The organism is Robiginitalea biformata HTCC2501 (genome assembly GCF_000024125.1).
GTDB lineage: Bacteria > Bacteroidota > Bacteroidia > Flavobacteriales > Flavobacteriaceae > Robiginitalea > Robiginitalea biformata.
On record NC_013222.1, the window covers coordinates 1,292,966 to 1,304,853 of the forward strand.

General features: G+C 55.1%; 12 protein-coding genes and 1 tRNA gene. 7 read left to right on the forward strand and 6 right to left on the reverse strand.

Annotated elements, in window-relative coordinates; translation table 11 throughout:
• The first annotated feature begins 26 nt into the window (after nucleotides 1-26).
• The 3 genes from RB2501_RS05705 (at nucleotide 27) to RB2501_RS05715 (ending at nucleotide 3,610) form a co-directional block, all read left to right on the forward strand.
• Complete coding sequence (locus RB2501_RS05705; RefSeq protein ID WP_015753812.1) at nucleotides 27-1,181, forward strand: baeRF7 domain-containing protein; 1,155 nt, start codon at nucleotides 27-29, stop codon at nucleotides 1,179-1,181.
• Between the two features lie 390 nt (nucleotides 1,182-1,571).
• Complete coding sequence (locus RB2501_RS05710; protein ID WP_015753814.1) at nucleotides 1,572-2,255, forward strand: aspartate/glutamate racemase family protein; 684 nt, start codon at nucleotides 1,572-1,574, stop codon at nucleotides 2,253-2,255.
• Between the two features lie 20 nt (nucleotides 2,256-2,275).
• Nucleotides 2,276-3,610, forward strand: a complete 1,335-nt coding sequence (locus tag RB2501_RS05715; protein WP_015753815.1) for an MBL fold metallo-hydrolase — start codon at nucleotides 2,276-2,278, stop codon at nucleotides 3,608-3,610.
• A gap of 270 nt (nucleotides 3,611-3,880) precedes the next feature.
• On the opposite strand, the gene RB2501_RS05725 is transcribed toward RB2501_RS05715, so the two are convergent.
• Nucleotides 3,881-3,953 (reverse strand) — tRNA-Met (locus RB2501_RS05725).
• Nucleotides 3,954-4,074: 121 nt separating this feature from the next.
• Between RB2501_RS05725 and RB2501_RS05730 the strand changes: the two genes are divergently transcribed.
• The 4 genes from RB2501_RS05730 (at nucleotide 4,075) to der (ending at nucleotide 8,605) form a co-directional block, all read left to right on the forward strand.
• A complete protein-coding gene (locus RB2501_RS05730) occupies nucleotides 4,075-5,439 on the forward strand; it encodes an alanine/glycine:cation symporter family protein (RefSeq protein ID WP_041327530.1) in 1,365 nt (454 codons plus the stop codon).
• The gene (era, locus tag RB2501_RS05735) at nucleotides 5,426-6,313 is read left to right on the forward strand and encodes a GTPase Era (RefSeq protein WP_015753818.1); all 888 of its coding nucleotides are present in this window, start codon (nucleotides 5,426-5,428) and stop codon (nucleotides 6,311-6,313) included. Before RB2501_RS05730 ends, era begins: the two co-directional genes overlap by 14 nt.
• A 205-nt stretch (nucleotides 6,314-6,518) precedes the next feature.
• Nucleotides 6,519-7,226 (forward strand): acetyltransferase, encoded by a 708-nt coding sequence (locus RB2501_RS05740; protein ID WP_041327532.1) that lies wholly within the window; start codon nucleotides 6,519-6,521, stop codon nucleotides 7,224-7,226.
• Nucleotides 7,227-7,303: 77 nt separating this feature from the next.
• On the forward strand, nucleotides 7,304-8,605 hold the full coding sequence (der, locus tag RB2501_RS05745; RefSeq protein ID WP_041327015.1) for a ribosome biogenesis GTPase Der: 1,302 nt from the start codon (nucleotides 7,304-7,306) through the stop codon (nucleotides 8,603-8,605).
• 88 nt (nucleotides 8,606-8,693) lie between these two features.
• Here the strand turns inward: der and RB2501_RS05750 are convergent, their stop codons facing one another.
• The 5 genes from RB2501_RS05750 to RB2501_RS05770 are packed head-to-tail and all read right to left on the reverse strand — an operon-like array spanning nucleotide 8,694 to nucleotide 11,872.
• Nucleotides 8,694-9,485, reverse strand: coding sequence for a TPM domain-containing protein (locus tag RB2501_RS05750; protein WP_015753821.1), 792 nt, complete (start codon nucleotides 9,483-9,485; stop codon nucleotides 8,694-8,696).
• Nucleotides 9,466-9,903, reverse strand: a complete 438-nt coding sequence (locus RB2501_RS05755; RefSeq protein WP_015753822.1) for a TPM domain-containing protein — start codon at nucleotides 9,901-9,903, stop codon at nucleotides 9,466-9,468. Before RB2501_RS05755 ends, RB2501_RS05750 begins: the two co-directional genes overlap by 20 nt.
• A gap of 3 nt (nucleotides 9,904-9,906) precedes the next feature.
• Nucleotides 9,907-10,506, reverse strand: a complete 600-nt coding sequence (locus RB2501_RS05760; RefSeq protein ID WP_015753823.1) for a LemA family protein — start codon at nucleotides 10,504-10,506, stop codon at nucleotides 9,907-9,909.
• 59 nt (nucleotides 10,507-10,565) lie between these two features.
• Nucleotides 10,566-10,895 carry a MerR family transcriptional regulator gene (locus tag RB2501_RS05765; RefSeq protein ID WP_015753824.1) on the reverse strand — a complete coding sequence of 110 codons (330 nt, stop codon included), beginning with the start codon at nucleotides 10,893-10,895 and terminating at the stop codon, nucleotides 10,566-10,568.
• Nucleotides 10,895-11,872, reverse strand: a complete 978-nt coding sequence (locus tag RB2501_RS05770; protein WP_015753825.1) for a M23 family metallopeptidase — start codon at nucleotides 11,870-11,872, stop codon at nucleotides 10,895-10,897. Before RB2501_RS05770 ends, RB2501_RS05765 begins: the two co-directional genes overlap by 1 nt.
• Nucleotides 11,873-11,888 lie beyond the last annotated feature (16 nt).

Genomic DNA, 11,888 nt, shown 5'->3' on the forward strand with positions numbered 1-11,888 from the left:
ATTCTAAACCTGAAAGTGACGCACCTATGACGCTACTTACCAAAGAAGAAGTAATCGAACTGAGCGGGATGCATGCCCCCACCTGTATATCTATTTATATCCCAACCCACCGGAGCGGGCAGGAGGTACTTGAAAAAAAAGACCCCCTGGCCCTGAAGAACCAGTTGAAAGAAGTTTCCCAAAAGCTCACAGAGCAGGGGTATTCGGATCGTGAAATTGAAGCCATGCTGGAACCGGCTACCGAATTACTGGAGGACACCGAATTCTGGAGGCACCAATCCGACGGGCTGGCGCTCTTCCTGTCTGAGGGGTATTTTAAAAAGTTTACCCTCCCCCTGGAATTCGAACCGGCTCATTATGTCTCCAACGGTTTCTACCTGGTGCCTATGATGCCCATCCTTACCGGGGATGGCCGGTACTTTATCCTGACGCTCGACCTGGAAGGGGTGAAATTATACGAGGGCACCCGGTATTCCATCACGGAGGTTGTGGTTGATGACCTGACGCCAAGCCGGCTCCAGGACCGGGTGGGGTATGACTACGAGGAAAAGTTCCTGCAATTCCGCAGCCAGCAGGAAGGCTCCGGCCATGCCTTGTTTCATGGCCACGGGGAAGGGGAGGCCGACCATAAGAATGAAATCCTGAGGTATTTCCGGGCCGTAAACGACGGGTTGATGCAGCTCCTGCACGATGAACAACAGCCGCTGGTGGTTGTATGCCTGGATTATTTGTTCCCGATTTACCGGGAGGCCAATGACTACCAGCACCTGATGGAATCGCACATCGCCATCAACCCGGAGGATCTGGATGTTTTATCCCTTCACGACAGGACCTGGAACCTAGTCGCCCCCCATTTTGAAACCGAGCGGAAGGCGAAGGCCGGGTCGTATCAGCAGGCCCTGGGCTCCAAAAAGGCCACGCCGGATATCCGCGACATCGTCCCGGCTGCCCTGGATGGACGCGTCGAGGCCCTGTTCCTCCGGGAAGGGGAGGATACCTGGGGGCTGTACAACCGCGAGGCGCGGGAAACCAAGATACATGAAGAGCCCCGGGAGGCAAGTGTTTCCCTGTTTAACCTCGCTGCCGGGGAAACCTACAGGCAAAGCGGTACGGTCTATGTGCTCCCGGATGAGGAAATGCCGGATGAGCACTCTGCGGTTTGTGCCTTGTTCCGATACTGAATTCCCGTTGCCGGGCAGGCAGGGGGTTGAGGAAACCGATTAATTTGTCCTCTCCCCGGGCTTTCTCCATGTTCCACTTATTAATTCACATCCCATGTAACCCAGGTTACTGTGGCTGCAGCCTGGAGTCGATACCTTTACATCTGAGACTGAGTTTTCGGGATTTGCAACGGACAAATGGCGATGTTCCCGCACCCGGCCGATGCCAGGCTGCAGGATGATTCGTTTGAAAGGATTGATTTTTAATTGATAGGTTGGTTGTTTGTTTTGGGAGGCGGTCCGCTCAAACCGGGCCGTTTCCTTCTTTTAAACCAACCCCTGAAGCCTGAATCGAATTACGGGAAATCCGGAGCGCTTTTCAGGTAATGGTATGTTGTTATAACCATTGAAATGAAGACACTGGGGCTTATTGGCGGCACCTCCTGGCATTCCACTATTGAATACTACCGCTGTATCAATGAACAGGTGGGAGAGGAGATTGGCAGGCATGCCAATCCGCCCCTGATCCTGCACAGTATCAACATTGAATTGATGCGGGAACAGGACCCCCGGAAAATCAACGCCAAGTACCTGGATGTAGCCCAAAAATTGGAGCAGGCTGGTGCGGAGGCTATTGTCATCTGTGCCAATACCCCCCACATGGCCTATGACAACGTGCAGCCAAAAATCGGCATCCCTTTTTTGCATATTGCCGATGCCACCGGAAAGGAGGCGGAGCGATTGGGACTGAAGAAATTGGGGCTGCTGGGGAATCGGCCGACAATGACAGGCAGTTTTATTTCAGGATTCCTCAAATCAAATTACCATATGGAAGTCCTGATTCCGGAAGCCGAAAATATCGGAAAGGCCCATAAATTCGTGTCCGAAGAACTTACCCAGGGGGCATTTACGCCCCCCGCCAGAGAGTTTTTCACCGGTCAAATGGAACTTCTCCGGGCCCGGGGTGCGGAAGGGATTATTTTAGGGTGTACCGAATTACCGATTTTGCTCAAAGAGGACGATATTGACATGCCCCTGTTGGCTACCACCCACCTGCATGTGCAAATGGCGGTGGAATTTATACTTTCCGATTAACACGATTAAAGACTTGAACCATGCATATTAAACAATTCGAATACAAACCCCTGGCCCATTATTCCTACGCCCTGATCAGCGATGGGGAAATGGCCGTGGTAGACCCGGAGCGCGACCCGCTGCAGTATTACAAAATTGCAGAGGAACACGGTGCCCGGATCACCGCGGTTATCGAGACGCATCCACACGCTGATTTTGTCAGTTCCCACCTGCAAATACACCGCGAAACCGGGGCAACTATATACAACAGTAAAAAACTGGGGGCGGATTATCCGAATAAGGGCTTTGATGAGGGGGATGTGCTTAAAATCGGGAAGGCGACCTTACGAGCCATCAATACCCCCGGCCACTCCCCGGACAGTATTACCGTGGTTGCTGAGGCGGACGGGAATACGGCACTTTTCACCGGTGACACGCTCTTTATTGGCGACGTGGGCCGTCCGGACCTGCGGGAGAAGGCCGGAAACATGCGGGCCAAAAGACAGGAACTCGCCGAGATGATGTACCATACGATACAGCATAAATTCAAGAACTTACCGGATGACGCACAGGTCTATCCTGCGCATGGCGCCGGATCGCTTTGCGGCAAAAATTTAAGCAGTGACAAAAGCAGTACACTCGGCAATGAACGCATGGGCAACTGGGCCTTTAAGGATCAAAGTAAGGAGGAATTCATCAGTACTTTGCTCGACAGCCAACCGTTTATTCCAGGCTATTTTGGTTTTAACGTCGATGTGAATAAAACCGGAGCCGGGAACCTGAGGGAGGCCCTGGCTGCCGTACCGTTCAGGATGCATGGGTCTGAGAAAGGCCTTATTGTGGATACGCGGGCTGAAGAGGATTTTAAAAGCGGTCACCTGGAGGGGAGTATCAACATACAGGCCACTTCCATGGATGACAAGTTCGAGACCTGGTTGGGGTCTATTGTGGAGCCCCGGGAGGAATTCCATCTGGTGATTGACCGGTCTGCAGATTTGGGAGCGATATTGAACCGGGTGTCGAAAATTGGGTACGAAAAACAGTTGCAATCGGTATTCACCCTGAACGGGAGGAATTTGGTTGAGAGCAGGTCGCTGGACCTGCAGGATTTTGAGGCCCATCCGGAGCGATATACCGTCATCGATGTCCGGAACGCCAGCGAGGTGGAGGAAGGCAAGATCTTTGACCATGCGCTTTCCCACCCCCTGAATGAATTGCGCGGTACGGCCGGTAAAATCCCAACGGAAAAACCGGTGGTGGTGCACTGTGCCGGGGGGTATCGCAGCGCTGCGGGGAGTAGTATTCTTTCCAGGGAACTCGAAAGCGTCCGGGTATTCGACCTGGGAGAAAATATCAAGAAGTTCACGCCATCCTAAAGCGGCCATGGGGGGCTTTAAAAGGAAAGCCAGTCTGGTGGATGACTGGATTGCTTTCTCGCCTTCGCCTCGAAAGCGGCCACCCATGCCCCACAGGACTGGATTGCTTTCTCACTGCGTTCGAAAGCGGCCAGAATGGGGGAGCTTAACAAAGAAAGCCATCCGCCCCGCTGGCGCGCGGCGTTGCCTTTTTCCTCTGTCCGCATGCTCAAGCGAGCTTGGCATGCTCCCAAAGAAAAAAGCCACCGACTCTGTCGATGGCTTTCTTTGTAGCGGGGACTGGACTCGAACCAGCGACCTTCGGGTTATGAGCCCGACGAGCTACCTACTGCTCTACCCCGCGATGTGGACGGCAAATATACGACGATTTATTGGTTTAATCAAAAGTTGGCTGGGGGAAATATTTATCCTGCCGCCGGGTGCTTTTGCGAAATTCCCTAACTTCGGCCATTGAGGAATTTCGGATGGAAGTTATCAATGAATTCATAGCGGGCCTGATCCCCTATACGGAATGGCCCATGTTCCTGCTGCTTATCGGCGGGGGGTTGTTTTTGGTGTTTTATTCCGGCTTCGCCCCGTACCGGTATTTCCGCCACGCCCTGGCGATAACCGCGGGAAAATACGACGATAAAAAGGCCCAGGGGGAGGTCAGTTCCTTCCAGGCATTGTCCGCTGCGGTGGCGGCCACCGTGGGATTGGGGAATATTTCCGGGGTGGCTATTGCCATCCACGACGGGGGGCCGGGCGTGGTCTTCTGGATCTGGATGACAGCGCTGATCGGCATGTGTATCAAATACTATTCGTGCAGCCTGGCCATCATGTACCGGGGTACGGATTCCGATGGAAAATTGCAGGGAGGCCCGATGTTTTACATTACCCAGGGAATGGGGCCAAAGGCGAAGCCCCTGGCGGTCTTCTTCTGCATCTGCGGCCTCTTTGGGTTCCTCGGGGTATTTACCGCCAACCAGTTCACCGAAACGTTTATGAGCGTTGTGGAACCCACGGAAACCCTGTGGGCCACGTCGGAATTCAACTGGAAGCTGCTGATCGGTATTGTACTGGCCATAATTACCTCCTTCGTGATTTTCGGGGGGCTCACCAAGATCGCAAAGGTGGCCTCGGCCATCGTCCCTTTCATGGTATTGCTTTACCTGGTGGCGGTTATCGTGGTGATGGTCCTGAATTCCGATCAGGTTTGGCCGGCCCTCCGCATGATCCTCCGGGAAGCCTGGAATTTTGAGACCGCCGTCACGGGCGGTTTCTGGGGATTGGTCATTATCGGGATCCGCCGGGCGATGTTCTCCAACGAGGCCGGTTTGGGGAGTGCACCCATGTACCACGGCCAAAGCCGGAACGACGAGCCCATCAAGGAAGGGTTGGTCGCCATGCTCGGGCCGTTTATCGACACCATCCTCGTCTGCACCTTTACCGCTGTGGTCATTATCCTGAGCGGGGCCTATCTGGAAGACGGGAGCGGGATTGTTATGACCCTCAGTGCCTTCCGCACCACGCTGTTCGGATACGGGGACGAATTGCTGATGCTGATCGTAACCGCCTTCGCGCTTTCAACCCTCTTCACGTATTCGTATTACGGGGTCAAGAGCCTTTCGTTCCTGACCACCGCGCGGATCGGGAAGTACTACAACTGGTATTTTGTCGTCATGATCGTCTTTGCCGCTGTGGCTTCCCTGGAGCTCGTCAAAAACCTCATCGACCTGTCGTACGCCCTGATGGTTATCCCAAATATGATCGCCGTACTGTGGCTCGCCCCCCGGGTGAACGCCGCGGCAAAAAAATATTTTAAGCAGTTGCGCCATGAAAGAGCATAAGGCCGGATTTGTCAATATTATCGGGAACCCGAATGTGGGGAAATCCACCCTGATGAACGCCCTGGTCGGGGAGCGGCTGTCGATTATCACCTCCAAGGCCCAGACTACCCGCCACCGGATCCTGGGGATCGTCAACGGGGACGACTTCCAGATCGTATTTTCGGATACCCCCGGAATTATCAAACCCGCATACGGGTTGCAGGAATCCATGATGGACTTCGTTCGCCTGGCCCTAGTGGATGCGGATGTTCTCCTCTACATGGTGGAAGTGGGGGAGAAGGGCCTGAAGGACGAGGCATTTGCCGAAAAGATCCGGAGCAGCCAGATCCCGGTTTTGCTCCTGATCAATAAAATAGACACCTCGGACCAGGGGCAGCTGGAGGAGCAGGTAGCTTTTTGGACGGAGCAATTCCCCAACGCGGAAATCATCCCGATTTCGGCCCTGGAGCGTTTTGGGGTGCCGGAGGTGCTGGACCGCATCCTGGCACTGCTCCCGGAGGCACCTCCCTATTTCCCCAAGGACCAGCTCACCGACCGGCCGGAACGCTTTTTCGTCAATGAGATCATCCGGGAAAAGATCCTGCTGCACTACAAAAAAGAAATCCCCTATGCCGTCGAAATCGAAACGGAACGGTTTGAGGAAACCGACGAGATCATCCGTATCGGGGCGGTGATCATGGTGGAGCGGGCCACGCAAAAAGGCATCCTGATCGGGCACAAGGGCAGCGCGCTGAAGCGTGTGGGAACGGAGGCCCGCAAGGACCTGGAAACGTTTTTCGACAAGAAAGTCTTCCTGGAGTTGTTTGTCAAGGTAAACAAGAATTGGCGTAACGACGCGCGGCAATTGCGCCGGTTTGGGTATGATTCCAAGTAGCCCGCAGCAATCCGAAAACTCCCCGGGTTCCGGGAGCCCGTATTTTATCGATATGAGCTATCCCGTTCCTCCTACAGGCATCTGAGTCAAAAATTCCTACGTTTTAAGAAAAAACACCCGGGAGCGCTCAGCTGCTTTTTATATCTTTGAATTATCGACGAAATGTTGCATTTCATCGATGAAATACCTAAAAGCCCCCGATCCCATGAAAAACATCATCATTTTTGGTGCGTCCGGTCATGGCAGCGTCGTTCTGGACATCCTGGAGTCCGAGGGGCTGTACCAGCCGGTTGGCTTCCTGGATTCCTACAAACCCAAGGGAACCAAAAAGAACGGATACGAGGTACTGGGTACCTCCTACGACCTTCCCTACCTCATCGAGACGTTTAATATTCACGGCGGCATTGTGGCTATTGGGGATAACTGGATCCGGCGGACCATCGTCAAGCGTATCCTGAGCATCGTTCCGTCTTTCCGCTTTGTAAGCGCTGTACACCCGTCTGCCAGTATCGGCAAGGATGTGCAGATTGGCCAGGGTTCCGTGATTATGCCGGGGGTCATCGTCAATGCAAATTCCCGCGTGGGACAGCATTGCATCCTCAATACCCTGTCATCCCTCGGACACGACGGGTTGATGGACGATTTTTCGAGCCTTGCCCCGCGGGTCGGTACCGGGGGCAATTTCAAACTGGGCTATTGTTCGGCTGTATCCCTGGGGGCCAACGTCGTTGAAAACATCCAGGTAGCTGAGCATGCGGTGATTGGTGCCGGTTCACTGGTAATGAATGACATCCCCTCCAACGCGGTGGCTTTTGGCAGCCCGGCCCGCGTGGTGCGGTCCCGGGAGATCGGAGAGAGCTACCTCACCGGCAACAGGTACCGGCAGCGGAGTACCGTGACCGGAGACCTGTAAGCCGCTTCGCCACCACCTGCACCCACCCGTTTCATATCTACCCCTTTAACACTACCTTTGTGGCCTGAAGCACGCCTATGTCTGCCATTGTAGCAATTGTGGGACGTCCCAATGTTGGGAAGTCAACTTTTTTTAACCGGATGATCCAGCGCCGGGAGGCCATTGTGGATGCCGTGAGCGGGGTTACCCGAGACCGGCACTACGGCAAGAGCGATTGGAACGGGAAGGAATTTTCCCTGATCGATACGGGGGGATATGTCGTCGGCAGCGACGATGTATTTGAAAAGGAAATCGACAAGCAGGTCCTCCTGGCCGTCGATGAGGCCGATGCCATCTTGTTCATGGTGGATGCGGTCACCGGCGTTACCGGGATGGACGAGGAGGTGGCACGCATGCTCCGGAAGGTGGACAAACCCATATTCCTGGTGGTCAACAAGGTGGATAATGCCGCCCGCCTGGAGGATGCCGTGGAATTTTACTCCCTCGGCCTTGGGGAATACTACCCCGTCTCCAGTATCAATGGGAGCGGTACCGGCGAATTGCTGGATGCCCTGGTCCCCGTGCTGCCGGAGCGCCCCCCCAGGGAGGAAGCCCTGCCGCGGTTTGCGGTGGTTGGCCGCCCGAATGCCGGGAAATCCTCCTTTATCAATGCGCTGATTGGGGAAGAGCGCTATATCGTTACGGATATCGCGGGCACCACCCGGGATAGTATCGATACCCGATACAACCGCTTCGGTTTTGAATTCAACCTGGTGGATACGGCGGGTATCCGGCGAAAATCCAAGGTGAAGGAAGACCTGGAATTTTATTCGGTCATGCGCTCGGTTAGGGCCATCGAGCATTCCGATGTCTGCCTGATCCTGGTAGATGCCACGCGGGGCTTTGATGGCCAGGTACAGAATATCTTCTGGCTGGCCCAGCGCAACCACAAAGGGATCGTCATCCTGGTGAACAAATGGGACCTGGTGGAAAAGGAAACGGGCTCCGTCAAGGAATACACCAGAATGATCAAGGAAGCCACGTCCCCCTTTACGGACATCCCCATCGTATTTATTTCCGCCCTGAACAAGCAGCGCATCTTCAAGGCCATCGAGACGGCCGTGACCGTCTACGAGAACCGGTCCCGGCGGATTCCCACACGGAAGCTCAACGACCTGATGCTGCCCATTATCGAGAAGTACCCGCCCCCGGCAATCAAGGGGAAGTACGTCAAGATCAAGTTTTGCACCCAGCTCCCCACGCCATTCCCGCAATTTGCATTCTTCTGCAACCTGCCGCAATACGTCAAGGACCCCTATAAGCGATTTTTGGAAAACAAATTGCGCGAACAGTTCGACTTCACAGGTGTGCCCATGGACATTTTTATGAGGAAGAAGTAGTTTGCCAACTGCCGGTGAAGTGCGCTCCTGTCTGGCTACCCCGGGCAGGCTTGTTGCGCCTCCGCCCGGCAATCGATGATTAACAGGCTTACCATCCCCCGGAGGCACCGCCGCCCCCGAAGCCACCGCCCCCGAAGCCGCCCCCGAAACCGCCGCCAAAGCCGCCGCCCCCGCCAAAGCCGCCTCCGGAGGAACCGGACCGGCCCATGTTGCTGAGGATGATCACGTCCCAGAGGTCCAGGCCGCGCCTGCGGCCGCCCGAACCACCCCCGCGGTTGCGACGGGACGCCAGGATAATTATTACTACGATAAAGATTAAAAACGGCAAAAATGCCCCAAAGGGAAAGCGCCCTCCGTCGGTACGGCCCGAGCCTTCAAACTGGCCGGTCAGCACCTGGAAGATGGCATCCGTCCCCTTGTCCAGGCCGGCGTAGTAGTCGCCCGCTTTGAATTCCGGGATAATCACCTGGTTGATGATCCGGCGGGACAGGGCGTCCGTGAGAAACTCCTCCACCCCGTATCCGGTATTGATTCCGATCCGCCGGTCGTCCCGGGCGAGCAGCACCAGGATGCCGTTGTCCTCCTTTTCCTGGCCGATGCCCCAGGCCTGGCCCCATTGCGCCCCGAGGTACTGGATGTTTTCCCCTTCCGTAGAGGCGATAATGGCCACCACGATCTGCGTGGAGGTGCTGTCCGAATAGCGGATGAGCTTTTGCTCCAACTGCTGTGCCTGGGTGTCGCTCAGTAACCCGTAATAGTCGTAGAGGCTGGTTTGCCCGGATTCCGGGGGTTTTTCCGGAATCTGGAACTGGGCATTCAGCCAGCTGCCCGCAAGCAGGCAGGCAAGTAGTAAGATGCGGCTAGCCTTTTGAAATCTCATTGCTCAGTTCGTTCGTGTCGTCGGGTTTCCAGGGAAAATGGGTTTTTAGTTCGCGGCCCGCACTCCGGATGCCGGCGATGAGCCCTTCGGCAAACCGGCCATTGCGAAAGTGGTTTTGCATGGCGTCACGGGTAGAATCCCAGAAACCAGCAGGAACGGCCTTGTCGATGCCCTTGTCTCCGATAATGGCAAAACGGTGGTCCCTGGCGGCGACGTAGATCAGTACCCCGTTTCGCTCCCGGGTATTCTCCATTTTCAGGGCGAGGAATACCTCCCGGGCCCGTTCCATGGGGTCGCCCTGGGCCGTGTATTCCAGGTGCACGCGGATTTCCCCCGAGGTTTGTCGTTCTGCCTCCCGGATAGCGCGAACTACCTCGGTTTCTTCCTCCGGGCTTAAAAGGGCATCGGCTTCTGACATGGCCTAGTCGAAGTCGAAATTCACGTCGGGAGCTACTTCCGAGCCGGCATCTGCCGTATACCGCGGCATCTCCTCAAAGCCGAACCAGCCTGCCAGGATGGTGTTCGGGAATTTTTTAATGTGGATGTCGTAGGTGTTCACGGCCTCATTGTAGCGGTCGCGGGCCACGTTGATGCGGTTCTCGGTGCCCTCCAACTGGCTCTGCAATTCCAGGAAATTCTGGTTGGCCCGCAATTCCGGGTAGCGTTCCACGGTCACGAGCAGGCGGGAAAGGGCGGAGGACAGGCCGCTCTGAGCCTGCTGGAATTCGGCCAGCTGGGCGGCGCTGAGGTTGTTGGCATCGATGGTGGTGGAGGTTGCCCGGGACCTGGCCTCAATCACCTCCTGCAGGGTTTCCCGCTCAAAATCCGCTGCTCCCTGCACCGTCTTTACCAGGTTGCCGATCAGGTCGTTCCGCCGCTGGTAGGAACTCTCCACATTGGACCAGGCGGTTTCTGCATTGGCCTCATAGGTGACAGCCGTGTTGTTGAAGCTCACGGCCCAGCGATATACGCCGAAAACAACGAGGACGACTATTATTAAAGGGATAAGCCATTTTTTCATGCTATTGCGGTTTTTGATGGTTGTATTGAATGAGTAGCGAAAATCGCTAAAAAGTTACATCAGAGCTGGTCCTTAATCTTGGTCAGCTCCGCCTTAACCCGTTCGAGTTTCCGAATAATCTCAAAATTGCTGAGGGTTTTCTGGCGGTGCTCCTTCAGGTGGATCTTAGCGCCCTCCAGGGTGAAACCGCGCTCCTTGACCAGGTGGTAGATCAACTCCAGGTTTTTGATATCCGTGGGGGTGAACTTGCGGTTTCCCTTGGCGTTTTTCTTGGGCTGCAATACGTCGAATTCCTTTTCCCAGAAACGGATCAGGGAGGTGTTCACGTCAAAGGCCCGGGCCACTTCGCCAATGCCGTAATACCGTTTCTCTGGAAGTTCTACGTGCATCAGTCGAGCGATTGGTTTTCCTGGTTGGCGCGGATGAGCATGTTATCGAATTCCTCGGCCGTGAGGCTGCCGTAGTAGAAATTGATCGGGTTGATCCGGTCGCCGTCCTTCCATACCTCGTAGTGCAGGTGGGGCGCCTCGCTCCGCCCGGTACTTCCCACAAAACCGATCAGGTCCCCGCGCTTGACCTGCTGGCCGCGGCGGACGTTGTACTTGCTCAGGTGGGCATACAGGGACATATATCCGTAGCCGTGGTCGATCCGGATGTGCTTTCCGTAGCCGGAGGCGTTGTTGTCTGCCCGCGATACGGTCCCGTTGCCGGAAGCGTAGACGGGTGTGCCCCGCGGAGCAGTAAAATCCATGCCCCAATGCATTTTGCGCGCTTTGGTAAAGGGATCCGAGCGCCAACCGTACCCGGAGGCCATTCGGGTAAGGTTATCGTTGTTGATGGGTTGTATAGCCGGAATGGCCGCAAGCAATTCCTCCTTTTCAGCCGCCAGTTTGGTGATCTCGTCCAGAGATTTGGACTGGATGACCATCTCCTTCTGGATGATCTCCATACGCCTCGTGGTGGCGATGATCATATCCGAATTGTTGAACCCTTCCAGGTCCTTGTAGCGGTTTACTCCGCCGAACCCGGCCCGGCGCTGTTCCTCCGGAATCGGGTTCGCCTCAAAATACAGGCGGTAGATATTGTTGTCCCGGTCTTCGATATTGGCCAGTACCTGTTCCATCTGGTCCATTTTGCGGTTCAGGAGCTCAAACCGCAATTCAAAATTGTTCACTTCCCGCTGCAGGGCGAGTTCCCTGGGCGTGTTGAGCAGGTTCGTATTGAGCAACAGCATAAGGCCCATAAAGCCGAATAAGGCGGAAGCAATCACAAAAAGCGCGATATTCCGGTACTTCCGGGACTTTTTCGGCTCAATCTTCCGGTAGGAAAGCGTGTCCGGATCGTAATAGTACTTAACCTTAGTCATGAAGGGATTTTATCCT